Here is a 23942-nt window from a genome sequence, read left to right on the forward strand (position 1 = left end):
GCGCGCCAATTTGTCCGCACACTCTGTCACCTGGCGGTTTTCCCTCCGGTCCGAAAATGTGATGCGAGTCACATTCCGGCTGGAAGGCCGCGGGAAAGGCCGCAGGAACGGCCTCAGTTGAGCGTCACCTGACGGCTCACCAGGTGGCCCCGGACCCGGCGCTGCTCGGCGGTGAGCGGGGTCTCGTCCTTCAGCGTGGCGGCCAGTCGCTCGGCGAACTCGGCGGCGGGCGCCTCGCAGTCGGCGGCGGTCATGCTCTGCGGCAGGTCCCAGACCGGCACGGTCACACCGTGCGCGCGGAACGAGCCGACCAGGCGGGTGTCCGCGCCGAGCGAGGACTGCTCGGCGGCGGTCAGCTTGGCCAGCGCGTTCAGCAGCTGCTCCTCCGGCACGGTCATGGCCCAGCGCAGGTGGTTCTTGTCCGGCGCGGCGCACCAGTACGCGGACGGCACGCTGCTGATCTTCTCGGTCGGGATGGCGGCCGCGTTGGCCTGCTCCAGCGAGGCGGCCACGTCGCCGGTGGCGGTCTCCGCCTCCTCCAGCCAGAACTCGAAGCCGGTGTGCACGGCCGGGACGAACTCGGCCTCCAGGTCCAGCAGTTCCTGCAGGCGGCGGCCGCCGGGGACGGTCCGGCGGGCGGGTACGGGGCTGCCGGGCTCGGTGGCCAGGGCCAGCTCCAGGGCGTCCGCCAGGTCGCGGCTCAGGTCGCCGGAGGCGGACTGGGTCTGCAGGCCGAGCAGGATCGAGCCGTCCTGGCGGCGCAGCGCGGGCCAGGCCAGCGGCAGCACGGTGGCCAGCGTCACCGAGGGGACCGGGCCGGTGGCGCCGTCGGCGACGCCCTTGGCCAGGGTGAGCGGGACGGTGGCGGCGGGGACCAGCTCGCGCAGCGCGACCCAGTCGGCCTCGCCGGGCAGGCCCTCGAACGGGCGGTGGACCAGCTCCTGGACCGCGTGCGCGGCCTCGCGCCCGTGGCAGGCCTTGTACCGGCGGCCGGAACCGCACGGGCAGTCCTCGCGGGCCCCGACCACGGGGATCTCACCCGAGGTCACGGCGGTGGACGGACGGTTCTGCGGCGACTTCTTCGCGGCCTTCTTGGCCATGGTGCGGCTCTCCCGGTACGGCGACATGCTTGCCCGGGCAGCCTACTGAGCTTTCCGGGCGGACCGGTCAGGTCCGGCCGGACACCCCCCTTCCGGGGCGTCGCTCAGGCGCTCTGCGCGTCGTGCTCCGGCTGGAGCGGGAGCTCGGCCCAGACCGTCACCTGCCCGGGTGCGTCCCGTACGCCCCAGTCGTCCGCCAGCCGGCCGACGATGGTCAGACCCCGGCCGCCGCGCGAGCTGAGCGAGGGCCGGGCCGGCATCGGCCTGGTCGTCGCGCCGCCGTCGGTCACCTCCAGGGTCAGCTGCCCGTGCCCGGACAGCTGCCAACGCACCGTCACCCCGCCGGGTTCGCCGTCCTCGCCGGACCGTACGCCGACCAGGACGGGGGCCGGCACCGGGGCCGGTGCGTCGTCCTTGAGGTCGGCCAGCCGGCCCAGCGGCCGGGCGTACCGGCAGGAGTTGCTGAGCAATTCGGACAGGATCAGGACCGCGTCGTCGATCACCGTCTCGGCGACCTCGTGATCGCCCAGATCACGGCGCAGTCGGCGTCGTGCCGCTCCGACACCGGCGGGCCCGTGCGGCACCGCCATGGTCGATGAAGTCGGCACCTCTTGTGCCATCATCAACGCCACCCCCGGACCTCCTTCAGCATTCGCCGAGGGATGGATGCCCCTTGGTAATGGGTCGGAAACGGGCATCCGGCGATCGCAGCGGGACATTAACGGGCAGCGCAACTCACGGTACGCAAATGGTGATTACCTGCTCACGGACCGTTGTCCAAACGGCAGGAATTGGCCACTCCCGGTACTTCACGCCGGAGTTCACGCCCGTTCACGCCCCTCGCGCGGGGCGTTTATCGGCCGAGTTGTGTCAGCACGGCGCGCGGCCGATTGGTGATGATCGCCTCCACACCGAGTTCCAGGCAGAGTTCGACATCGGCGGCCTCGTCCACGGTCCAGACGTGCACCGAGTGCCCGGCCCGCCGCAGCGCGCGCACCAGACCGGGATCGGACCGGACCAGGTCAATGCCGGGGCCGGCGATCCGGGCGCCGCCCGGCAGCGCCTTGGTCCGGCCGAGCAGCGGCAGCCTGCGGTCGAACAGATAGACCGTCGGGACGGCGGGCGCGGCCCGGCGGATCCGGTGCAGGGAGAGCTCGGAGAAGCTCATGACGCGCACCGCGGACTTCTCCCGACTGTCCGGAAGCAGTCCGTACCGGGTCAGCAGTCGGAGCAGTTCGGCCTCAATGCGCCCCGCGTACCGGGTCGGGTGCTTGGTCTCGATCGCCAGCTCCACCCGCCGCCCGGCGTCCGCGACCAGCTCGAACAGCTGGGCCAGCGTCAGCACCGGGCTGGGCTCGGGCGCCGCCGGGTCCTTCCAGGAACCGAAGTCGAGCTCGTTCAGCTGAGCCAGCGTCAGGGCGGAGACCGCGCCCTTGCCGTCCGAGGTCCGGCGCACCGTCCGGTCGTGCACACAGACCAGCTGTCCGTCGGCGGTCAGCCGGATGTCGGCCTCCAGGCCGTCGGCGCCCTCCGCCACGGCGAGCGCGTACGCCGCGAGGGTGTGCTCGGCACGGGCGTCCGAGGAACCGCGGTGCGCGATCACCTTGACGGCGCTGCGGTCCGGGGCGTCCTGGCTGGTCAACGGCTGGTTCCGGGTATCCACACCGGTAACCCTACGAGGCAGCGGACGGCCGGCGGCCGCCGCCACGGGAAACTCCGGGTGAAGTTCCCGGGCGGCGGCCGGTGCGCTACTTGCGCGGCTGTACCGCCAGGGTGGCGAGCGCCGCGACCAGGAAGCTGAGCAGCGAGGCGGAGGTCCACGGCTGCGCCTCGAAGCCGACCGCGGACTGCAGGTCGTGCCAGAAGCCGCTCCAGCCGTCGATCGCGGTCGGGGCGATGAACTGGTAGGTCGCGAAGCCGAGCGCCCACGGCAGCAGCATCAGCCAGCGGGCCGGGGCGTCCTCGGCCAGGTTCCAGCCGCGTCGGCCGGAGCCGAGGAAGTAGTCGGCCGCCAGCACGGCGAACATCGGCACGAAGACCGAGCCGATCAGGCCCAGGAAGGCGAAGTACGAGTCGGTGAACTGGTCGGTCAGCAGCGCCAGCCCGGTCACCAGCGCGCCGATCCCGCCGGTCAGCAGCCGGCGGTCGACCTTCGGCAGCAGGTTCTGGATCGACATCGCGGTCGAGTACACGTTGGCGAAGGACTGGTCGGTCTCCCGGACCACCAGCACCAGCAGGAAGACCCAGCCCGCGGCCACTCCGGTGAAGGAGGAGAGGATCCGGCTCGGGTCGCCGTCCGACTGCAGCAGTGCCACGGCGCCCAGCAGGTAGCACCAGACCTGGGCCAGCGTGTAGCCGGAGAAGGTGGCCCAGAACGCCGAACCGGCGGTGCGGGCGTGCCGGGTGTAGTCGGCGGCCAGCGGGACGAAGGAGATCGAGACCGCGATGACCGCGTCGGTGGCGGTGAGGAAGCCGGTCCAGTTGCCCGCGCCCGGGTTGGGCACGCCCTGGCGGACCAGCTGGACGGTGAAGTACACCATCGCGATGCCGACGGCGATCGTCACGTACTTGCGCAGCACCGCGATCGAGCCGAGCGGCCAGATGGTCAGCACCGTGGTCAGCGCACCGGCCAGCACCACGAACAGCCAGTGCCAGCCCTGCGAGCCGACCACCTCCTGGGCGCCGGTCGCGATCACCAGCAGCTCGTAGACGCCCCAGCCGATGCACTGGGCGATGTTCAGCACGCTGGGCACGTACGACAGCCGGGTGCCGAACAGGCCGCGCAGCACCGTCATGGCGGGTGCGCCGGTGCGGGCGCCGATCAGGGCGGTGACGCCGAGCATCGCGGTGCCGATCACGGTGCCCGCCACGATGGCGGTGATCGCGGCGGCCAGTGAGAGCTCCGAGCCCTTGGCCCCGACCACGGTGGCCGCGAGGGTGAAACCGATCAGGCTGACCCCGAGGTTGGCCCAGAGCGAGAACAGCGCCCGGAAGTCGAGGGTGCGAGGAGGTGCGGTGTCCAGAACGAGCGGCGCCTCGGCGCGTGCGGTCGGTTCCTGGACAGGGGCAGGCGAAACAGCCGTCATGGCCGAAGCTCCCTACGCCGGCATTACCCGGACAGGTTCGAGCGGTCTGCGCTCCCTCGCCGTAGAGCCAGCATCTGCATGGCGTACGGTCGTTCCGCGCACTCTCAGCCTGGACGGTCCAAGCTCCCGCGTGTCAGTTTGGAGCGCCAGGCTAGCGGCCGGGCGCTCGAACACCAAGGCGAGTGGGTGGCCGTCCGGATCGCGGGACGAAGCGGACCCCTCGGGGGTTGTGTCGGGAACAGGTAAGGATTCTTAAGAGTTCTTCACCGGGCCCCATACGGCAACCGAATCACGCATACGAAAAACTGTGGACCAAGGTCCTGTCAGCTATGGAGGTTCGTCCGTGAGCACCGAGCACGCGAGTGGGTCCACCGGGCCCGAGGAGGAGCGCACCTCCACGGGTCAGGGGGTGGTGGGTCCGGCTGAGACGGTGTCGGCCGATGCCCCCGCTGCTCCGGCAGCCCCGCCGGCCGCCGAGCCGACGCTGTCCTTCGGCAAGGTGACCCCGCCGGCCGCGCCGTCCTACGTGGACGCGCCGCCGCCGGTGCTGCCGCCCGCGCCCACCTACCTGGACGCGCCGCCGCCGGCCCAGGCCGGTAACCCGTACGCGGCTCCGGCTCCGGCTCCGGCTCCTGCTGCCGCCGAGCTGCCGCCGGTCGCCGCGGCCGAGCTGCCGCCGGTTCAGCCGGCCCAGTCCGCCCAACCGGCCCAGCCGGGCGCCGAGCCGCCGCACCACCCGTTCGGCGCGGGCACCCCGCTCGGCAGCTGGGCCACCCCGCCCGGCGGCATCGACGGTCCCGGCGGCCCCGGCCTGCCGGGCTACCCCCAGTACCCGGGTGCCGCCCCGGCGCCCGGCCGCAAGCGCGGCGGGCTGATCGCGCTGGTCGCGGCCGTCGCCCTGGTGGCCGGTCTGGCCGGTGGCGCGATCGGCGTCTCGGTGACCGACCGGGACGGCGGATCCAACTCCTCGTCAGGCCGTGGCACCAGCACCACCGTCCAGGCCAGCGAGAACAAGCAGGCGGTCACCCGCCCGCCGGAGTCGGTCGCGGGCATCGCCGGCAAGGCACTGCCGAGCGTGGTCACCATCAAGGCGCAGGGCTCGCAGGAGTCCGGCACCGGCACCGGGTTCGTCTTCGACACCGAGGGCCACATCCTCACCAACAACCACGTGGTCGCCCCGGCGGCCAGCGGCGGCAAGCTGACCGTCAAGTTCTCCGACGGTTCGTCCTACCCGGCCTCGGTGGTCGGCCGGGCGCAGGGCTACGACGTGGCCGTGATCAAGCTCGACAACCCGCCGAAGGACAAGCTCGTCCCGCTCCCGCTCGGGGACTCCGACAAGGTCGCGGTCGGCGACGCCACCATCGCGATCGGCGCCCCGTACGGCCTGGAGGGCACCGTCACCACCGGCATCATCAGTGCCAAGGACCGCCCGGTGGCCTCCGGCGACGAGACCGGCGCCCAGTCCTCCTACATGAACGCGCTGCAGACCGACGCGTCGATCAACCCGGGCAACTCCGGCGGTCCGCTGCTGGACGCCTCGGGCGCCGTGATCGGCATCAACTCGGCGATCCAGTCCAACAGCAGCAGCAACGGCCGGGCCGGCTCGATCGGCCTCGGCTTCGCCATCCCGATCAACCAGGCCAAGCGGGTCGCGGGCGACCTGATCAAGAGCGGCACGCCGGTGTACGCGATCCTCGGGGTGCTGCGCAACGACGAGTACAAGGGCGACGGCGCGCAGATCCGCAGCTCCGCGGTCGGCGAGACCCCCGCCGTCACCGCAGGCGGCCCCGCCGACCAGGCCGGTCTCAAGGCCGGTGACGTGATCACCAAGCTCGGCGGCCACGTCATCGACAGCGGCCCGACCCTGGTCAGCGAGATCTGGACGTACAAGCCCGGCGACAAGGTCGAGGTCGAGTACACCCGCGACGGCAAGGCCGCCAAGACCACCGTCACCCTCGGCGAACGCAAGGGCGACAACTGACCCACACCGGTGACCCCACCGGCAAAAGGGTGTGCACGGAACCCCACCGGACCCGTTAGGCTGACCTCCGCCTGGAGAGTTGCCCGAGCGGCCTAAGGGACCAGTCTTGAAAACTGTCGTGGCGTAACCCGTCACCGTGGGTTCAAATCCCACACTCTCCGCCGGAGCACGGCCCCCGACCAGCACTGCTGGTCGGGGCGGGCTGATTGACCGTCAGGGGTGTTGCGCGGAGAGTCGGTTGGTACGTCGATGCCCGCCGCCGCCCGGAGAGGACCGCCCACGTGCTGGAGATCCGGGGAGAGAGCCGAGGCGGGTACGTGCTGGTCGAGGCGGCCGGCGGGGTGCCGGAGGTGATCCTGCTGGCGGCCGGGCACGAGGTGCCGGTGGCGCTGCGGGCCCGGGAGATCCTGGAGGCCGACGCGATCGCCACCCGGGTGGTGGCGATGACCAGCGCCGAGTGTTTCGAGCGGCAGCCGGTCGAGTACCGGGATGCCGTGCTGCCCAGGGGAGTTGCGGCCCGGGTGTCGGTCGGGGCGGGTTCCGCGCTCGGCTGGTACGCGTTGGCCGGCGAGGCCGGGGTGGTGGTCGGTCTGGACCGGTCCGGGCTGACCGCGCCGTACCGGACGCTGTACGAGCAGCTCGGCTTCACGCCCGAGCGGGTCGCCGCCCAGGCCCGTCGGAGTCTGGCGAAGGCCCGCGAGCGAGCCGCCTGACCCTCGGTCACCCCCGTTCCGCGCAGCGCCGTCCGGCAGGTCCGGGCGGCGCTTCGTCGTGCTCGTGCCCGGCGCGCGGTGACACCCGGTGCCACCTCGACGGCAACCTGACGACAAATTCACCGGACTGTGTCGGAATCGGTCGGTCGGGGAATTCGATCCGGGCTGCCATCATTTCGAAAACAACCAAACCGGATGGTATTCAATGACACAGTGTCCGGCACCTGACGGAGTTTCAAACACGCCGTTGACCTCGTAGTTTGTGCTGCTCAGACTCATGAAAGGTTGCCCTCCGCGCCGGTTCGAGAACACAGCGGCGGTATTCGCAGCCGCACTTCCCGGGCAGCTGAGGAATGAACGACCACGGAGGTTCTGAGTGAGTAACGACGTCATCGCGGCACGATCGGCCGGGGCCGGTCCGCCGTTGTCGGAGAGCGAACTCGACTACTGGAAGGCACTCCCGGCCCAGCAGCAGCCGTCCTGGCCGGACCAGGGGCTGCTGGCCGAGGTCACCGGTGAGCTGGCCGACCGGCCCGGGCTGGTCCGCTTCGCGGAGCTCATCGAGCTGCGCGCACTGCTCGCCGAGGTGGCCGCCGGCCGGCTCCAGGTGGTCCAGGCGGGGGACTGCGCGGAGGACCCGGCCGAGTGCGAGCCGGGCTATGTGGCCCGCAAGGTCGGCCTGTTGGACGCGCTGGCCGGGGTGGTCTCGATGAACACCCTGCGTCCGGTGGTCCGGATCGGCCGGCTGGCCGGGCAGTTCGGCAAGCCGCGGTCCCGCCCGACCGAGACCGTCAACGGGGTCGAACTCCCGGTCTACCGGGGGCATATGGTGAACAGTCCGGAGCCCGACCCGGAGCTGCGCCGACCGGATCCGAACCGGCTGCTGAGCGGCTACGACGCGGCGGCCACCGCCTTCGCCGCACTGCGGGCCCGCTCGACCGCCGGACTCCCGGTGGCCGGTGCCCCGGTGTGGACCAGCCACGAGGCGCTGCTGCTCGACTACGAGGTGCCGCTGCTGCGCCGCACCGACGGGGGCCGGGTCTACCTGGCCTCCACCCACCTGCCCTGGATCGGCGACCGGACCCGCCAGTTGGACGGTGCCCATGTGGCGCTGCTCGCCTCGGTGGCCAACCCGGTGGCGTGCAAGGTCGGCCCGGACATGAGCGTCCAGGACCTGCTGACGCTCTGCGCGAAGCTCGACCCGTGCCGGGAGGCGGGCCGCCTCACCCTGATCGCCCGGATGGGCGCCGACCAGGTCGCGGACCGGCTGCCCGCGCTGGCCGCGGCGGTCAAGGCGGCCGGTCACCCGGTGGTCTGGCTGACCGACCCGATGCACGGCAACACGGTGAACGGGCCCGGCGGCCTGAAGACCCGGCTGGTCGAGACGGTGGTGCACGAGGTGCGCCGGTTCCAGCTCGCCCTGCTGAGTGTCGGCGCGGTGCCGGGCGGTCTGCACTTGGAGGCCACACCGGACCACGTCACCGAATGCGCCTCGAACGAACACGGGTTGGCGCACGTCGGCGACAAGTACACCAGCTTCTGCGACCCCCGGTTGAATCCGGAGCAGGCTCTTGAGGTCGCGGCGGCCTGGCGGGGCTGAACGGCCCCAGCGGATCAGTCATTACCGACCGGCAGCGGTCGATCATCCTCGGTCTTTGGGGTCGCTATGAGTGTCCATGGAATGGAAAACAGGGTCGCGCTGGTCACCGGGGCGGCGGGCGGAATCGGCGGGGCCGTGGTGCGCGCGCTCTCCGAACGTGGCGTCACGGTGGCCCTGGTCGACCGCGACGGTGACCGTCTGGCGGCGCTTGCCAAGGAACTGCGCAACGAAGGCGGCCGGGCGGAGGCGTTCCCGGCCGACGTGACGGACAGCGCCGAGGTGGAGGCCGTGGTCGAGGCCGTCGAGCAGCAGCTCGGCGGTATCGACTACCTGGTCAACGGCGCCGGGGTGCTCCGGCTCGGCGCGGCCAAGGATCTGACCGACCAGGACTGGTCCGCCACCTTCGCGGTGAACACCACCGGGGTCTTCTTCATCTCCCGGGCGGTGGTCAACCGGATGGTGGCCGGCGGACGGCGGGGTGCGATCGTCACGGTGGCGTCCAACGCGGCCGGTACCGCCCGGGTCGACATGTCGGCATACGCGGCCTCGAAGGCGGCGGCCACCATGTTCACCAAGTGCCTCGGCCTGGAGGTGTCGAAGTTCGGCATCCGCTGCAACGTGGTGGCGCCGGGCTCGACCGACACCCCGATGCTGTCCGCCCTCTGGGAGGACGAGAGTGCCGCCCAGGCATCGATCGACGGGGTGGCCTCGGCCTACCGGGTCGGCATCCCGCTCGGCCGGATCGCCCAGCCCTCGCACATCGCCGACGCGGTGCTGTTCCTGCTCTCGGACCAGGCCGCCCACATCACCATGCACGACCTCACCGTCGACGGCGGCGCGGCGCTCGGCCACTGACCCCGCGGCCACTGACCCCCGGCCGGGTGCCCCACCGCTCGGTCACCCCCGCGACGGGCTGCCCCACCAGCCCGTCGGCAACTAAGCACCATGACACGAGAGTTGAGAGGACCTCCGGCATGGCCATCCCGACCATCAGCCCTTACCCGATGCCCCAGCAGGGCGACCTGCCGGAGAACACCGCCCGCTGGACGGTCGATCCGCAGCGGGCCGTGCTGCTGATCCACGACATGCAGCGGTACTTCCTCAAGCCCTTCCCGGCCGGCGAGTCCCCGGTCACCGAGCTGGTGGCCAACGTGACGCTGCTCCGGCAGCGCGCCGCCGAGCTGGCGATCCCGGTCGCCTACACCGCGCAGCCGGGCGGCATGACACCCGAACAGCGCGGCCTGCTGGCCGACTTCTGGGGTCCGGGGATGACCCCCTCGCCCGAGGACCGGCAGGTGGTCGAGCCGATCGGGCCGGCCGAGGGCGACCTGGTGCTGACCAAGTGGCGCTACAGCGCCTTCCACCGCACCCGGCTGCTGGAGTCACTGCGCGAGCAGGGCCGGGACCAGCTGATCGTCTGCGGGGTGTACGCGCACGTCGGGGTGCTGGCCACCAGCTTGGACGCCTACACCCACGACATCCAGCCCTTCCTGGTCGGTGACGCGATCGCCGACTTCACCCTCGAGTACCACCGGCTGGCGCTGACGTACGTGGCCGAACGCTGCGGGATGGCGGTGACCACCAAGACCGTGCTCACCGATCTCGACTGAGCCAGGACCACCACGAACGAATCCCGACAACTACCGCTGGAGGAACGGAATATGACGGAGTGTCCGGTCGGTGCGGCGCTGCTGGGCCGGATCCTGGCCGGGCAGCAGCCCGAGTTCGCGCTGCTGTACCGCCCGGTGGCCGGTTCGCCGGACCGGGTGGACGTGCTCGCCGGCACGGTGACCGAGCTGGCCCGGCTGGCCGACATCCCGCTGGCGGCCGACCGGACGGCGACCGGCCGGGACGAGCACGAGGTGCTCGCGGTGGTCCCGTACCGGCAGATCGCCGAGCGCGGCTTCGCGGTCGCCGACGACGGGGCTCCGCTGCTCGCGCTCGGCGTGCGCGAGCAGGGCTCCGTGCCGTTGGCCGAGCTGCTCCACCAACTGCCGGATCTGGACATCGAGTTGGTCGACGGCCGGTACGACATCGACGACCCGGCGTACGCCGACGTGGTGCGCCGCATCCTGGCCAACGAGATCGGCAACGGCGAGGGCGCCAACTTCGTGATCCGCCGCGCCTTCGTCGCGGACATCTCCGACTACACCCCGGCCGCCGCGCTGACCTTCTTCCGCCGTCTGCTGGAGCGGGAGCGCGGCGCGTACTGGACGTTCGTCATCCGCACCGGTATCCGGACCTTCGTCGGTGCCACCCCCGAACGGCACCTCAGTCTCTCCGGCGGGGTCGCGGTGATGAACCCGATCAGCGGCACCTACCGCTACCCCGAGTCCGGCCCCACGCTGCCCGGCGTGCTCTCCTTCCTGGCCGATGCAAAGGAGGCGGACGAGCTCTACATGGTGGTGGACGAAGAGCTCAAGATGCTGGCCCGGATCACCGATGCGGGCGGCCGGGTGACCGGCCCGCACCTGCTGGAGATGGCCAGGCTCGCGCACACCCAGTACTTCATCGAGGGCGAGACCTCCCGCGACCCGCGCGAGATCCTGCGCGAGACGCTGTTCGCGCCGACCGTCACCGGCAGCCCGCTGGAGAGCGCGGCCAAGGTGATCAGCCGGTACGAGCCGGGCGGCCGGGGTTACTACAGCGGCCTGGTCGCGCTGATCGGCCGGGACGCCGAGGGCGGCCGCACCATGGACTCCTCGATCCTGATCCGCACCGCCGACATCTCGGCGAACGGCCGGCTGACCATCGGGGTGGGTGCCACCCTGGTCCGGGACTCCAGGCCGGAGTCCGAGGTGGCCGAGACGGCGGCCAAGGTGGCCGGTCTGCTGGCCGCCCTGGGCGCCAGGGAGCCGGCCCCGAAGCAGGCTGCCGCGCCGACGGAGTTCGCCGAACACCCCTATGTACTCGACGCTCTGCGGCAGCGCAACGTCCGGCTGGCGCCGTTCTGGCTGGCGGACACCGAGCAACGAGCGCGCCCGGTGCCGGAGCTGATCGGCCGCCGGGTGCTGGTGCTGGACGCCGAGGACACCTTCACCGCGATGTGGGACCACCAGCTCCGGGCGCTCGGACTCGCCGTCACGGTACGGCGGTTCGACCAGGCGTACTCCTTCGACGGGTACGACGTGGTGGTGCTCGGCCCCGGCCCGGGGGACCCGCAGGACCTGACCCACCCCAAGATCGCCCACCTGCACCGGGCTACTCGTCAACTACTGGACACCGGACGGCCGTTCCTTTCGGTCTGCCTGAGTCACCAGGTGCTCAGCACGGTGCTCGGCTTCGACCTGGTCCGCCGGGCCCGGCCGAACCAGGGGGTGGCCAGGACCATCGACCTGTTCGGCCGGGCCGAGCGGGTCGGCTTCTACAACACCTTCGCCGGGCGGGCGGACCAGGACGTGGTCGAACTCCCGTACGGCACCGTCGAGGTGAGCCGTGACCCGGCGACCGGGGAGATCCACGCGCTGCGCGGCCCGGGGTTCCGCTCGATGCAGTTCCACCCGGAGTCGGTGCTCAGCCAGGACGGTCTCGACATCATCATCGGGACGCTGGTCTCGCTGCTGGAAGGGCCCGCCCGGCCAGCCACCGAACCAGGACTTCCGTACGCCCTGCTGTCGGCCTTCGAGTTCACAGGGACCTGAGATGAGCAGTCCGGTCGTCGTGCTGATCGGCCCACCCGGTTCGGGCAAGACCCACATCGGCCGGGCGCTCGCCGCGTGCCTCGGGGTCGGGTTCCGGGACACCGACCGCGACATCGAGCGCTCGGCGGGGTGCGGTATCGGGCAGATCCTGGAGCAGGAGGGCGAGGCGCACTTCCGGGTCCGGGAGCGCACGGCGGTGCACCGGGCCCTGGCCGGGCACGCCGGAGTGCTGGCGCTCGGCGGCGGAGCGGTGCTGGAGGAGTCCACCCAGCGCCTGCTCGGGCGCCATCGGGTGGTCCATCTGGCGGTCGCCCCACAGCAGTTGGCGGCCCGGATCGGCTCGGCCGCCACCCGGCCGCTGCTCGCCGACGACCCGGAGGGCCGACTGCGTACGCTGCTCGCGGTCCGCAACCCGATCTACCGACGGCTGGCCACCTGGACCGTCCCGGCCGGTGGCCGGAGCCACCTGGTGGTGGCCCGGATCGTCACCCTGCTGGCGGACCAGCCCTCGCCCCGGGGGTTGGCGCCGGCCGCGGTCCGACCAAACGGGCCACCGGTCCGGTCAGGCGCGGCGGCGCACCGAGGCGCGGGCGATCCGCTCGGGCGTGAGGTGGGCGGTGGTCTTGGCCGAGCCGCCGAGCTCGAGCCCGCGGATCAGCTCCGGCTTCACCAGCCCGGGCACCAGCAGCGCCCACCAGCCGGCCACCCGCTCCAGCAGGTCGGCCCGGCCGCTCAGCACCTGTGAGGTGAGCTGGATGCCGGTGAACGACGAAGTGATGGTCGGCGCGGCCACACTGATGTCCACGCCCGGCAGCAGGTCGTCCTGAGCGGCCAGCAGCAGATCCCGGACCAGGTTGATGTTCACCTCCCAAGCCTCGATCTGGGGCTTGTCGAAGGCTCCGTGTTCGATCACCAGGCGTACGGTGGCTCTGATGATCGGGTCGTTCTGCAGCGCGCGCGCGTAGGCGATGGTCAGGTCGATGACGCTCTGGAAGCCTGGGCCCGAGAGGTCGAGCTCCTCCAGCCAGGGCGACTGCGCTTCGGTGACCGCGAGGGCCAGCTCCTCCTTCGACGCGAAGTGGAAGTACACCGCCCCCTTGGTGAGACCCGCGACGGTCAGGATCTCGGCCATCGTGGCCGCCGCGTACCCCCGCTTGGCGAAGACCTGGGCAGCAGCGTTCAGGATCTGCTGCCGGGTGTGCACTGCACGTGCCTGCTGAGCCATCGTTCTCCTGTTTTCTCGTGCGCACCCTCACACTACAAACCGACCGGATGGTACTCTATCGTTGCCTGGAGCGACGCCGCACCAGGGCTTGGCGCGGTGAGTGGCCGAGGAGGGCGGGACTACTTGTCTGGTCGAACCATCTGCTTCGCATGCGACTTGCCCGGGCGGCCCGTTCCAGGGCCGCTGCCGACCGACTGCGTCTGAACCTACGACTGAGTCGATCGACGACTGCTGCCAAAGCCTATCCTGGCGCGGCAGTGCACACGATGAATGGCTACGGAGCAGGTCTCCAATGGGCCTCGCACCCTCCGTAGGATCCGCGACGTTCTCATGCACCGAGGTTACCCGGCGGTTCGGACAGCATCCGACTGCCGTCGCGCGTCCGCCTGCCATCGGGCGGCAGACTCAATTACCCATCCCTGGGGGAGATTGCACATGGGGTCAGTGCTGTCGGAAATCGGATGCCTGCCGCAGTCGGCGGGCATGGAACAAATGGATCCGGAACTCCACGAGCAGACCGTTCCACGCCGTTTTGTGCACCGGGCCTCGATATCCGAGGTCATGCTCACCGGATGGCGGCAGACCGGTGCGGACCGGTTTCTGCTGGGAGCCCAGTGGCCGAGGGCGCACAGTTTCTATCGGCCCATCGCAGGATGCTATGACCCACTGTTGCTGGCCGAGACGATCAGGCAGTCCGCCATGCTGATCTCGCACGCCGGGTACGGAGTTCCGACGGACTACCCGTTCCTGCTCTGGAGCCTCTCGTACCGGGCCGAGCCGACCGCCATGGCGGTCGGCCAGACACCGGCCAATCTGACGATCAGTGCGACCTGCCAGGACGTCCGCTTCCGCCGGGGAATCATGGCCGGAATGCAGTACCAGACGGTGATCCACCGTGGTGCCACCCGGCTGGGGGTGGGGACCTTGCGGATGGACTGCATGGCTCCCGACACCTACGCCCGGCTCAGGGCGCCCCAGCTGGCCCAGCGGCTGCCCGACCTGGTGCCGCCGCAGGGCGAGTACCAGGACGACAAGGCCAACTCGGTGCTGGTGCCGACCGGCGAGTGGTACACCTGGCGGCTCCAGGCCGACCGTCGGCACCCGGTGCTGTTCGACCACCCGGTCGACCACGTGCCGGGCATGGTGATCGTCGAGGCGATGCGGCAGGCGGCGAACAGTGTCGCCGGAGTGACCGCGGTCGCCCCGTTCGAAATGGACACGAATTTCATCCGCTACGCGGAGCTGCATCTCCCGGTATTCGTCAAGGCATTCCCGGGACCGATCGGTCCGAACGGTGAACTGAGTGTCCGGGTCACCGTTGAGCAGGACGGGGTGTCGGTGGCCACCGGCCTGCTGATGACCCGGCAGATAGTTCGGGAGGAATCCCGGGAGGAATCCCTTTCGGTCCAGAAAGTCGGCTGACAGTGGAACAGCCGAAAGGTGTACTGCTCACCGGTGGTACCGGATTCATCGGAAGTCGGGTGCTCGCCCTGCTCGCCGCCGGAACAACACCTGAAGAGCCGGTCAGGGTACTGACGCATCGTCGGTCCCTTTCTGCCGCCGAATTCGGCACCGTACGACCGTTCCACGGGAATCTCGCCGACGCCGCCTCCCTGTACGGCGCCTGCGAAGGTGTGGACACGGTTGTCCATCTCGCGTCACAGATCGGTGGTGACCCGGACTCCCTTCGCCGGGTGAACGAACGCGGTACCGAGGCACTGCTCGCCGAAGCCGCCAGGGCGGGGGTCCGGCGAGTGCTCTACCTCAGCACCACGGCGGTCTACCGGGACGGCGCACACCGGAACTTGACGGAGTATCAGCCCGATCTGGTGCCTGGTTCGGAGACCAGCAGGACCAGGCTGGCGGCCGAACGGGCGGTGCTCGCGGCGGGGGGTGTGGTGATCAGGCCGCACCTGGTCTACGGGACGGGTGACACCTGGGTCGTCCCGGCGCTGGTGGACCTGCTGGGCCGGGTACCGCACTGGATCGACGGTGGCCGGGCCCGGATGTCGGCCATCGCGGTGGAGGACCTGGCCCGGCCGATCGCGGCGCTGGCCAGGCAGTCCTGGGGGCCGGTGCCGGGCGGTCTGATCTACCACGCGAGCCACCCGGAGCCCATCACCATCAGGGAGTTGGCGACCCTGGTGTGCGAGGCGCTGGGCCGTCCGCTGCCCGCGGGCGAGATCACCATGGAGCGGGCCCGACGGCTGCTGGAGGGCGTCGGGTCCGCTCCATGGGGGCGACGGCTGTCACTGATGGCGGTGGAGCACCGGTACGAGAGCAGCCGGCTCTGGCGGCGTACCGGCTGCGACCCGGGCCCGGGCCTGGCGGCCCGGTTCCCCGGTCATGTCCCGTGGTACCGCGAACTGCTGCTTCCGTCGGGCGTGTCGGTGGAAGCAGCCGGGTAGCCCGGCGCGCCGGAGCGGTCGGCCTCGATCCGCAGCCTGGCCAGCCGCTCGGGGGTGGTCAGGGCGGGCAGCAGGGCCTGCCAGAGCAGCGAGATCATGTGGGAGCTGAGCCAGTCCGGATCCCGCCTGGCCAGCGACTCCACACCGGCGCCGGTTGCCGCCAGCAGGGCCGCGCACTCGCCCGTACTGACCTCGGGCCGCAGACCCTCGCGGGCCGCCGCCCGGCTCAGCAGCCGGTCGATCATCAGGGCCCAGCCGGGGTACGGGTTGGGCCGCAGGCCGTCGGCGAGCGCCCCGTCGTCGGTGAGCCGGAGCCCGGCCCGGAACACCACGTCCTCGGCCAGTCTTCTGGCCAGACCGTGGCTCAGGTCGATCAGATACTGCAGCGGGCAGTCGCTGGAGTGCCGGGCGGAGCGGATCGCCTCGCGCAGTCCGGCCCTGGACTCGGCCATCACGGCCTCGGCCAGCTGCTCCTTGGAGCCGAAGTGGAAGTACAGCGCGCCTTTGGAGATACCGGTGGGTCTGATGACGTCGTTGAGCCCCGTCATGGCGAAGCCCGCCTGGTCGAAGGAGGTTGAGGCGGCCTCGATGAGCAGTTGGCGGGTGCGCTGCGCCCGTTCCTGACGGGGCATCAATGGTCTCCCTCGGGGAGTCGGTCGGCGCCGGGCCGGTGGAAGTCGGCCCGGGGCGACTGTTCGAGTGGGTTGTATCGCATCGTAACAAACCAACTGTGCGGTATCTAGTATGCTGCATCAGGTCGGATTTGGCTCGGACGTTGTGGTCGAGTCCCTCTCGTGCCAAGATGACGTAGTAGATGAAACCAACCAGTCGGTTCTGTATCGTATCCATCACCAGCACCTCGCATCTGGCTCATCGTCGCCACCCGGCGCTCGGAGCCCGCCAGGTTCGCGACCGCAGAAGAGGGGACGGGGGCTGTGGAAGGTGTAAGCGACAAGAACGTTCCTGAGCACATCTGGGGGGACGTGGCGGATGACTTCGTCACGGACTTCTCCCGCCGGATGCTGGCCTCGCTGAAGCGCCGCGACCAGCGCGCCCGCGGCGAGTGGTACATCTCCGGGCTGCTCTCGGTGCAGGGCCGCAAGTCGATGCGGGCCCTGGCGGCGGTGGCCGGCTACGGCGCCGCCGAGCAGAGCCTGCACCACTTCATCAGCGACTCGTCCTGGCGCTGGGGCCCGGTCCGGCAGGCGCTGGGCAAGCACCTGGACCGAGTGCTGCTGCCGCAGGCCTGGGTGCTCAACTCGATGGCGATCCCGAAGGCCGGCGAGCACTCGGTCGGCGTCGAGGAGTCCTTCCGGACCGAGCTCGGCCGGGTGGTCAACAGTCAGCAGGCGTACGGAGTCTGGCTCGCCAGCGAGGACATGAGCGCGCCGGTGAACTGGGGGCTGGTGCTCCCGGCGGACTGGCTGGCCAACGAGGAGCGCCGCAAGCGCGCCAAGATCCCGGACGAAGTCTCGGCCACCACACCGGAGTTGTGTGCGGTCAACAGCGTGGTCGAGCTGGCCGCGCCGGACTGGGGGCTGCGCCGCCGCCCGGCCGTGCTGGACGCCCGCGAGCTCGACGCGGCCGTGCTGGTCGAGGAGTTCTGCCGGCGCAACGTCCCGTTCGTGATGCGGGTGAGCGGCTCGACCAGGCTGGTCGGCTTCGACGGCAGTCTGCCGGGGAGGGGTGAACGGGTCTTCCAGGCACAGCAGTTGATCGAATGGGCGAAACGATTCTCCCGTCCGGTCGGCTGGGTGGACCCGGAGTACTCGATCACCAGGTCGATACTCGTGAGCGGTACCAGGGTCACCATGCCGACGATCCGGCGGCCCGGCACAGTGGTCCAGCCGGAGCGGGCGCTGGCCCTGGTCGGCGGCTGGTCGGGCGCAAAGGGCAAGCCCGCCGAACTCTGGCTCTCCAACCTGGTGGACGTACCGCCGGTGGCCCTGCTCCGGCTGGGGCGGCTCACCCGGCGGGTGGCCAAGGACTTCGCCGAGGTCAGCGGGCGGGTCGGGATGCGGGACTTCGAGGGCCGCTCCTACGCCGGCTGGCACCGGCACGCCACACTCTGCTCGGTGGCCCACGCGATCTCGGTGCTCTCGTCCGCGCGCCGGCAGGGTTTCGACAAGTCGCAGGAGCTCTCGGCCTGATGGCGACCGGGGGCGGCAGGTGTGCGGGGCGGCGGCCCGGACGGGGAGATCCGGTCCGGCTGCCGCGGCGTGCAGCTGCCGGTGCGGCAGGCCCGTCAGTCCGCCCGGTGGAGCAGCTCGGTCTGGGCGGCGCGCCGCATCGTCTGGATCGGGATGTCGCTCCGGCCGGTCATCAACTCGAGCTGCCTGGCGGCCTGGTGGACCGCGAAGGACAGGCCGTCGACCACCGTGGAGCCCGCGAAACCGGCGGCCTTCACCAGCCGGGTCGGCCAGGCCGAGCTGACCACGTCGAAGACCGCCGCACGGGAGTGCATCACGGCCGCGGCGAAGGTGTCGGCGGCCCCGGCCGGCAGGGTGGAGATCACCAGTCCGGCACCGGGGAGCAGCTCGTCGAGCTGTCCGAAGGTGTGCACGTCCACCGCGATGCCGAGCCGCCCGGCCGCCGACGTGGCCTCGGCCGCGCGGCTGCGCTCCCGGACCACCACCGCGGGCTCCAGCACGCCGAGTTCACGCAGCGCGGCCAGCGCCGAGCAGGCGGTCGAGCCGCCGCCGAGCACGACCGCGGTGCCGGGTGAGCTGACCCCGGCCTCGTGCAGCGCGGTGAGCATCCCGTACACGTCGGTGTTGTCGCCGTGGCTGCGGCCGCGCCGGTAGACCACGGTGTTCGCGCCGCCGACGTCCAGGGCCAGGTCACTGACCTCGTCGATCAGCGGCAGCACCGCGCGTTTCAGCGGCATGCAGAGCGAGAGCCCGGCCAGGCCGGCGGTCGACTGCGCCAGTACGCCGGGCAGTCCGGTCTCGTCGCACTCGATGGCCTGGTAGTTCCAGTCCAGACCCATCGCGGCGAGGGCCGCGCGGTGCAGGACGGGTGTGAGCGACTGACTGACCGGGGAGCCGAGTACCGCCGCGCGACGGGCCGTCTGGCGAGGCGGCACGCCGGTCTCCAGCACGGGTGGCTGTTCGGTGCGCATCGGTGGTGCTCCTTCCGCCAGGGGAACGCCTGCCCGGATCATTGAGTTCCGATTGTCGTCCCCGTTGCCCCCTCACCATAGGTACTCGGTACCCGGAGTGGTCGGCCGGGTTGACACAGAGTCACCTTCGCGGACGACCTGACACAGTCCCCCGGCTACTTTGTCGGAAACGCCGGGATCCGGCCGGTCGAACCGAGGTGATCTTCACCGGTCACCGGGGGGGCTTTTCACATCTTCGGCACACGGTCGATCGCGGTGTGACCACCGGGACGGACCCGGTGCGGGGGGTCCGCGTCGGTGCCCTGGACGCTCGTCAATTCGTCGGCGGTGCAAGGTGATGAAGTCGACGGGCCAGGATTGCCGGTGGTTCGTGGCCTGCGGGAGAGTCGAGGGGACGGGGTGACCGCAGGGATCCCGAATCTGACGAATTCCGAATGGGAGCAGCGACTGTGACCAACGTCGCCATCATCTACTACTCGTCCACCGGCCACGTGCACAAGCTGGCGGAGGAGGCCGCGACGGCCGCCGAGAAGGCGGGCGCCGAGGTCAGGCTGCGCAAGGTCGCCGAGCTGGCTCCCGCCGCAGTGGTCGCCACCAAGCAGGAGTGGGCCGACCACGTCGAGGCCACCAAGGACGTCGTCGAGGTCTCCCTCGACGACCTGGAGTGGGCCGACGTCGTCCTGTTCGGCACCCCGACCCGGTTCGGCCTGCCGGCCGCCCAGCTCAAGCAGTTCATCGACACCACCGGTGGCCTGTGGTTCCAGGGCAAGCTGGTGAACAAGGTGGTCTCCTCGTTCACCTCCACCTCCACCCTGCACGGTGGCCAGGAGAGCACCCTGCTCGCGCTGAACAACACCTTCTACCACTGGGGCGCCATCATCGTGGCCCCCGGTTACTCGGACGGCATCCAGTTCGCGCCGAGCAACGGCAACCCGTACGGCACCAGCCACGTCTCCAACAACCTGGTCGGCGCCCCGAACGACGAGAACCTCGAGGCGATCGCGTTCCAGGCCCGCCGCGCGGTGCAGATCGCCACGGCACTGAAGGTCGGCCTGGCCGCCGCCTGACGGTCTGTCGTGACGAACGGTGGTAACGGCCCGTCATAAACGGCGCTGGGGATTCCGAATTCCTTCCGGAATCCCCTGCGCCGTTTCCCGTACCGGCAGCTGACGAAGTAGTCGAATCATTGTTGCCGCCACTGTCGTATTCATTCAGAGTTCTGCACAGAGAGCACGGCTCGGTAATTCCGGTGGGAGGATCGACAGATGTCAGCGGTGACCATCGCCTGGACCGTACCGGTAAATTCCGGGGCGACTCCGGAGTACGAACAGCTCGATGCCCGGGGGCTCTGGCGGCAGTTGCTGGTGAAGGCGGAGAATCCCGTTCCGTATCTCCCCGCCATCACCGAGTGCACGGTGCTCGACCGGTTCTCCGGCGGGTTCACCCGCAGCATTGTGCGGGACGGCCGGACGGTGTTCCAGCGGGTCGAGGTCGAGCCGGGCGAGTCGGTGCTCTACCGGCAGCCGCGGGACCCGGAGATCAAGGCGATCGGTAACCGGATCGACCGGACCGAGGACGGCGTCCTGGCGCTCACCATCTCGGTCGAGCTGGCCCCGGCCGGTATCGAGCGGGCGGTCCGGGAGAGCAGGTTCCTGGAGGCCGCGGACGCCTACTTCACCGACGCGCTGCGGGCCGTGATCGACGAGATCCGGGCGGCCCGCCCGGTCCTTGACGGTCCGTCCGCCGGGCTGACCAACGCGGCCTGAGCCGCCCTGCCCATCCCCCACAGGAGGAACCTGATGACCGCACGATTCGACGGCAAGGTCGCCCTGGTCACCGGCGGCGGCTCCGGTATCGGCCGGGCCACCGCGCTGGCCTTCGCCCGTGAGGGTGCCACCGTCATGGTGGCCGGCCGGGAGCCGCACGAGCTGCGGGAGACCGTGGCACTGATCGAGAAGGAGGGCGGCACCGCCGACTGCGCCCGGGCCGACGTCACGCACGGCATGGACGTCATCAAGCTGATCCGCTCCACGGTCGAGCGGCACGGCGGTCTGCACGTCGCCTTCAACAACGCCGGTGTGATGGGACAGGCCAGCCCGCTGGCCGAGGTCTGCGAGGCGGTCTGGGGCGACATCCTGGCCACCAACCTGACCGGGGCCTGGCTGCTGATGAAGCACGAGATCGCGCACATGAAGGCGAACGGCGGCGGCGTCATCATCAACACCGCGGCCAACATCAGCATCCACGGCCGGGTGCCCGGCTTCGGTGCCTTCGCCGCCTCCAAGGCCGCACTCTCCACGCTGACCCGCACCGCCGCCCGGGAGTACATCGCGCACGGCATCCGGATCAACGCGATCAGCCCCGGCACCGTCGACACCGACCAGGACCGGCGCTCCGACGAGAGCGAGCAGCAGCGCGCCGAGCGGGTCAGGGCCGGCCTGCCGGTCGGCCGGGTCGCCAGGACCGAGGAGATCGCCGACACGGTGCTCTGGCTGGCCAGCCAGGAGGCCCGCTTCGTGGTCGGTCACGACCTGGTGCTGGACGGCGGTGCCACCGCCTGATGATCGGGATTCTGCGCGAGCTCTCCGGGGAGGGCGTCTCCCTGTGGCTGGAAGGCCTCGGCCGCGACCGGCTGGCGGACGGCGGCCTGACCCGGCTGGTCCGTGACCGGTGCGTGGTGGGGGTCACCGGTGCGTTGGGGGACGACGACACGTACCGCGAGCAGCTGGCCGAGCTGGCCGCCCGGGGGGCCACGGGCGCGATCGCGCTGCGCGAGCTGACGGTCAGTGACCTGCGCTGGGCCTGCGAGGTGCTGGAGCCGGTGTACCTGCGGACGGCCGGTCTGGACGGACTGGTCTCGGCCCGGATCGACCCCTCGTTCGTCGAGAGCACCTGCCTCACGCTGGCCGAGGCCCGCTCGCTGCACCTGGCGGTGGACCGGCAGAACCTGCTGATGGAGATCCCGGCCACGCCCGAGGCGCTGCCCGCGATCACCCGCTGCCTGGGCGAGGGGATCGGTGTGCACGTCTCACTGGTGCTCACCGAGGAGCGCTACCGCCAGGTGCTGGAGGCCTTCCTGTCCGGTCTCGAACTGGCCGTCGCGAACGGCCTGGACGTCTCCCGGATCAACTCGGTGGCCGGGCTGCCGGTCGGTCTGCTGGACACCGTGCTGGACCACGAACTGGACCTGATCGGCAGCCCGGAGGCCCGGGCGTTCCGCGGCCAGGGCGGGATCGCGCTGGCCCGGCTGGTCTACCGGCGGTACGAGCGCGAGCTCGGCTCGGCCCGCTGGAACGGGCTGGCCGCCCGCGGGGCCCGGCCGCAGCGACTGCTCTGGGACGCCACCGAGGTGATGGACCGTCGGTACCGGGACACCCGGTACGCCGAGGAGCTGGTGGCACCGAACTCGGTCACCCTGCTCTCCGAACAGACCCTGACCGCCCTCGCCGAGCACGGCAGACCCGCCTCGGCGGACCGGTTCGCCGGCGGGTACGCGGACGCCGAGCAGGTGCTCGGCTACCTGGACCGGTTCGGCGTCGACCTGCCGAAGCTGCTGGCCGCCGCCGAGCACGAGGCCCTGGCCGACCTGCGGCTGGCCAGGGCGGAGCTGCTGGAGCGGGTGCTGGCCCGGCTGGCCGAGCTCGGCACCGCGGCCTGAGATTTCGTCCGATCCGCCCGACCCGGCCCCGCACCCGACCCGCTCGGACCCGACGAAAGGCAGGACAGCTCCGATGGCGAAGATCCTGATGGCCGGCGGCGGCATCGGCGGCCTGGCGACGGCACTCGGTGTGGCCCGGAAGGGCCACCGGGTGGTGGTGCTGGAGAGCCGTGACACCTTCACCGAGCTCGGCGCCGGTATCCAGCTCGGCCCGAACGCGTTCCACGCCCTCGACCGGCTCGGCGTCGGCGCCGAGGTCCGGGACCGCGCCGTGCACATCGACGAGCTGCGCTTCATGGACGGCACCACCGGTGAGCTGGTGGTGCGGATGCCGCTGACCGGCGGGTACCGGGAGCGGTTCGGCAACCCGTACGCGGTGGTGCACCGGATCGACGTGTACGCCCCGCTGTTGGCGGCGGCCCGGGCGGCGGCGGGCATCGAGCTCCGTACCGGCGCGGCCGTGCGGAGCTACCGGCAGACCCGGGACGGCGTCACCGTCCTGCTGGCCGACGGCGAGCAGGTGCGCGGCGACGCGCTGATCGGCGCCGACGGGATCAACTCCGCGGTGCGCAGGCAACTGGTCGGTGACGGCGCCCCGCAGGTCTCGGGACACACCATCTACCGCTCCGTCATCCCGATGGAGAAGGTGCCGGCGGAGCTGCGCTGGAACACCGTCACGCTGTGGGCGGGGCCGAAGTGGCACTTCGTGCACTACCCCATCGGCGGCGGTGAGTACCTCAACCTGGCGGCGACCCGGGACGACGGTGCCCGGCACGCGGTGACCGCCGTCCCGACCGGGCGGGACTTCGTGCTGAACGCGTTCCCGGGGCTCGGCGAGATCCCGCGAAGGCTGCTGGAGCTGGGCGAGGAGTGGCGGTCCTGGGTGCTCTGCGACCGCGACCCGGTGGACCGGTGGACCGACGGCAGGGTGGTGCTGGTCGGCGACGCCGCGCACCCGATGCTGCAGTACGCGGCCCAGGGCGCCTGCCAGGCGCTGGAGGACGCGGTGGTGCTGGGCGAGCTGATCGGCACCGAGGCCGGGGAGTTCGAGCAGCGCTTCGAGAAGTTCGCCGGCGAGCGGCGCGAGCGCACCGCCGCCGCCCAGCTGGTCGCCCGGGAGCTGGGCCGCCGCCTCTACCACCCGGCCGGCGAGCAGGCCCGGGCCCGCAACACGATGCTGGCCGCACTCTCCCCCGAGGAGCTGTACCGGAAGGTCGAGTGGCTGCACGGCGCCCGGGTGGGCGAAGGCCGGGTCACCGACCCGCCGTTGACCGGCCGCCGGACGATCACCGTCCGCTGAGCCGGCGGGCCGGACCCCACGCCCCCTGGGGTCTGGCCCGCTATTCTTTTCCGAACCGACAGGATTTCTGTCATTCAAATCACTGTCCTATGCATTCGGCCAATGGCCG

At 71.0% G+C, this 23942-nt stretch carries 21 protein-coding genes, 1 tRNA gene and 1 pseudogene; 16 read left to right on the forward strand and 7 right to left on the reverse strand.

The genetic code is table 11. The features are described 5' to 3' along the window. Window positions 1-113: 113 nt before the first annotated feature. From ACXJMZ_RS07205 to ACXJMZ_RS07220, 4 genes are all read right to left on the reverse strand, one after another. Window positions 114-1127: a DUF5926 family protein gene (locus ACXJMZ_RS07205; RefSeq protein ID WP_457029120.1), complete on the reverse strand. Its 1014-nt coding sequence runs from the start codon at window positions 1125-1127 to the stop codon at window positions 114-116. A 77-nt stretch (window positions 1128-1204) separates the two neighbouring features. Further along, entirely contained in the window at window positions 1205-1723 is a 519-nt protein-coding gene (locus ACXJMZ_RS07210; protein ID WP_457029280.1) for an ATP-binding protein, read from the reverse strand. A gap of 230 nt (window positions 1724-1953) precedes the next feature. Further along, a complete protein-coding gene (locus ACXJMZ_RS07215) occupies window positions 1954-2763 on the reverse strand; it encodes a glycerophosphodiester phosphodiesterase (RefSeq protein ID WP_457029121.1) in 810 nt (269 codons plus the stop codon). Between the two features lie 85 nt (window positions 2764-2848). Continuing rightward, a complete protein-coding gene (locus ACXJMZ_RS07220) occupies window positions 2849-4186 on the reverse strand; it encodes a purine-cytosine permease family protein (RefSeq protein ID WP_457029122.1) in 1338 nt (445 codons plus the stop codon). A 343-nt stretch (window positions 4187-4529) separates the two neighbouring features. Here ACXJMZ_RS07220 and ACXJMZ_RS07225 point away from each other — a divergent pair, with 343 nt between their 5' ends. From ACXJMZ_RS07225 to ACXJMZ_RS07260, 8 genes and pseudogenes are all read left to right on the forward strand, one after another. After that, window positions 4530-6167, forward strand: a complete 1638-nt coding sequence (locus ACXJMZ_RS07225; protein WP_457029123.1) for a S1C family serine protease — start codon at window positions 4530-4532, stop codon at window positions 6165-6167. A gap of 73 nt (window positions 6168-6240) precedes the next feature. Beyond that, window positions 6241-6328: transfer RNA gene (locus ACXJMZ_RS07230), tRNA-Ser, on the forward strand. A 120-nt stretch (window positions 6329-6448) separates the two neighbouring features. Continuing rightward, entirely contained in the window at window positions 6449-6880 is a 432-nt protein-coding gene (locus tag ACXJMZ_RS07235) for a transketolase-like TK C-terminal-containing protein (protein WP_457029124.1), read from the forward strand. A gap of 376 nt (window positions 6881-7256) precedes the next feature. Then, the gene (locus ACXJMZ_RS07240; RefSeq protein ID WP_457029125.1) at window positions 7257-8480 is read left to right on the forward strand and encodes a 3-deoxy-7-phosphoheptulonate synthase; all 1224 of its coding nucleotides are present in this window, start codon (window positions 7257-7259) and stop codon (window positions 8478-8480) included. A gap of 81 nt (window positions 8481-8561) precedes the next feature. Then, complete coding sequence (locus tag ACXJMZ_RS07245) at window positions 8562-9335, forward strand: 2,3-dihydro-2,3-dihydroxybenzoate dehydrogenase (protein WP_457029126.1); 774 nt, start codon at window positions 8562-8564, stop codon at window positions 9333-9335. Between the two features lie 119 nt (window positions 9336-9454). Next, on the forward strand, window positions 9455-10090 hold the full coding sequence (locus ACXJMZ_RS07250) for an isochorismatase family protein (RefSeq protein WP_457029127.1): 636 nt from the start codon (window positions 9455-9457) through the stop codon (window positions 10088-10090). Between the two features lie 51 nt (window positions 10091-10141). Next, window positions 10142-12121: an anthranilate synthase family protein gene (locus ACXJMZ_RS07255; RefSeq protein ID WP_457029128.1), complete on the forward strand. Its 1980-nt coding sequence runs from the start codon at window positions 10142-10144 to the stop codon at window positions 12119-12121. 1 nt (window position 12122) lies between these two features. Then, window positions 12123-12599: pseudogene (locus ACXJMZ_RS07260) on the forward strand (shikimate kinase); the annotation flags it as partial. A gap of 84 nt (window positions 12600-12683) precedes the next feature. Here the strand turns inward: ACXJMZ_RS07260 and ACXJMZ_RS07265 are convergent. Next, complete coding sequence (locus ACXJMZ_RS07265) at window positions 12684-13346, reverse strand: ScbR family autoregulator-binding transcription factor (protein ID WP_457029129.1); 663 nt, start codon at window positions 13344-13346, stop codon at window positions 12684-12686. Between the two features lie 492 nt (window positions 13347-13838). Here ACXJMZ_RS07265 and ACXJMZ_RS07270 point away from each other — a divergent pair, with 492 nt between their 5' ends. After that, window positions 13839-14768, forward strand: a complete 930-nt coding sequence (locus ACXJMZ_RS07270; RefSeq protein ID WP_457029281.1) for a ScbA/BarX family gamma-butyrolactone biosynthesis protein — start codon at window positions 13839-13841, stop codon at window positions 14766-14768. A 2-nt stretch (window positions 14769-14770) separates the two neighbouring features. Continuing rightward, window positions 14771-15754, forward strand: a complete 984-nt coding sequence (locus ACXJMZ_RS07275; protein WP_457029130.1) for an NAD-dependent epimerase/dehydratase family protein — start codon at window positions 14771-14773, stop codon at window positions 15752-15754. Here ACXJMZ_RS07275 and ACXJMZ_RS07280 read toward each other — a convergent pair. After that, window positions 15691-16386 (reverse strand): ScbR family autoregulator-binding transcription factor, encoded by a 696-nt coding sequence (locus ACXJMZ_RS07280; protein WP_457029131.1) that lies wholly within the window; start codon window positions 16384-16386, stop codon window positions 15691-15693. The two genes, ACXJMZ_RS07275 and ACXJMZ_RS07280, sit on opposite strands and share 64 nt — an antisense overlap. A gap of 303 nt (window positions 16387-16689) precedes the next feature. Between ACXJMZ_RS07280 and ACXJMZ_RS07285 the strand changes: the two genes are divergently transcribed. Beyond that, window positions 16690-17904, forward strand: a complete 1215-nt coding sequence (locus ACXJMZ_RS07285) for an IS701 family transposase (RefSeq protein ID WP_457029132.1) — start codon at window positions 16690-16692, stop codon at window positions 17902-17904. Between the two features lie 95 nt (window positions 17905-17999). Here ACXJMZ_RS07285 and ACXJMZ_RS07290 read toward each other — a convergent pair whose 3' ends face one another. Continuing rightward, entirely contained in the window at window positions 18000-18875 is an 876-nt protein-coding gene (locus tag ACXJMZ_RS07290) for a shikimate dehydrogenase (RefSeq protein WP_457029133.1), read from the reverse strand. A 449-nt stretch (window positions 18876-19324) separates the two neighbouring features. Between ACXJMZ_RS07290 and wrbA the strand changes: the two genes are divergently transcribed. From wrbA to ACXJMZ_RS07315, 5 genes are all read left to right on the forward strand, one after another. Then, window positions 19325-19942 (forward strand): NAD(P)H:quinone oxidoreductase, encoded by a 618-nt coding sequence (gene wrbA, locus ACXJMZ_RS07295; RefSeq protein ID WP_457029134.1) that lies wholly within the window; start codon window positions 19325-19327, stop codon window positions 19940-19942. A 198-nt stretch (window positions 19943-20140) separates the two neighbouring features. Continuing rightward, window positions 20141-20641, forward strand: coding sequence for an AtaL-like protein (locus ACXJMZ_RS07300; protein ID WP_457029135.1), 501 nt, complete (start codon window positions 20141-20143; stop codon window positions 20639-20641). Between the two features lie 33 nt (window positions 20642-20674). Further along, a complete protein-coding gene (locus tag ACXJMZ_RS07305; protein WP_457029136.1) occupies window positions 20675-21436 on the forward strand; it encodes an SDR family NAD(P)-dependent oxidoreductase in 762 nt (253 codons plus the stop codon). Further along, the gene (locus ACXJMZ_RS07310) at window positions 21436-22533 is read left to right on the forward strand and encodes a transaldolase family protein (protein WP_457029137.1); all 1098 of its coding nucleotides are present in this window, start codon (window positions 21436-21438) and stop codon (window positions 22531-22533) included. Before ACXJMZ_RS07305 ends, ACXJMZ_RS07310 begins: the two co-directional genes overlap by 1 nt. Window positions 22534-22606: 73 nt before the next feature. Further along, window positions 22607-23833 (forward strand): 3-hydroxybenzoate 6-monooxygenase, encoded by a 1227-nt coding sequence (locus ACXJMZ_RS07315; protein ID WP_457029138.1) that lies wholly within the window; start codon window positions 22607-22609, stop codon window positions 23831-23833. The last annotated feature ends 109 nt before the right edge of the window (window positions 23834-23942 follow it).

Source organism: Kitasatospora sp. P5_F3 (assembly GCF_054049135.1).